The organism is Streptococcus sp. HMSC034B05, from assembly GCF_001809055.1.
Lineage (GTDB): Bacteria > Bacillota > Bacilli > Lactobacillales > Streptococcaceae > Streptococcus > Streptococcus constellatus.
Genome location: NZ_KV795599.1, coordinates 1 through 1004 on the forward strand (window position 1 = coordinate 1; position 1004 = coordinate 1004).

General features: G+C 38.0%; 1 protein-coding gene. It reads right to left on the reverse strand.

Annotated features, from left to right (window positions below; all coding sequences use genetic code 11):
* Positions 1-1004: SspB-related isopeptide-forming adhesin (locus HMPREF2542_RS04095; protein ID WP_186822132.1), on the reverse strand; the 1004-nt coding region annotated here is incomplete at both ends.

The window sequence follows — 1004 nt, forward strand, 5'->3', positions numbered from 1 at the left end:
GTCAAATCTGTACCCTTGGCAAGTTTTTGACCATTCTTAAGAAGAATATCTGTCTTCGCATACCATTTGTGGACACCATTGTATTCTACTAATGAAGAGTATTTATCTCTTACTTCCATCTTTTCAATAGCTTGTCCACGATTTGCTGGTAAATAAGAAGTTTCCAATTCAAAGTTGTAGACTTGTCCAACCTTAACAGTCTTATTATTCAATGAATTCTGGTCTTTTTGACCATCTTCAACAGTCGCTACAACATCTTTCTTCGGATTGATCTTCGGAATGTTATTCGTTACTAGATTTGTTTCATGGATACCAGTAAAGTCAATTTGATAAGCTCGGTTATCATACTTGCTAGCTTCCTTGATTTCCTTCTTAACAGTTGTTGGGAAGACAAGTTTCAGATTGATACCCTTCAAGACATACTTGTTTGTGTAAGCTACTGGATCATCTGCAGTAGTTACAGCAAACTCACCATCAATCTTCAAGCCTTTAGCCTTGATATAATCTTGAACCTTTTTTGGAGCTTCTGCAACAGACTTGTAAATTTTCGTTGTAAAGCCACTTTGAACCTTACCATCTGCTGTTGTTACACGAACACCAGCCAAGTTAGGAGTCACATGCTTACTTGAGTATTTTTCAACAACCATCAAGCCTGCTTGCTTATCTTTATCTGTTAAGCCTGTCATACCTTTGTATTGGTCATTGTCAATATCAATCGTATAAACTTCGGTTGACCCTGCCAACATGGTCTTACCGTTGACATCTTCACCCTTAGCGTTGGTTCCTTTCTTCTTAGGTTCCGCTTTCACTTCCTTGTAGACATAAGTAACTTCGGTTACACCTTTTGTAACTTTACCTTTTTCATTACCCTTTGTCTTTTCAGGAACAAGGTTATAGATTTTATCACCAGACTTGATCGCTGTCGTCTTGTGGTCTGTCGTATCGTAATCTTCACCAACACGAGCATGAGAAGTATCCGTTACATCTTCTTTGATCTTCTTACC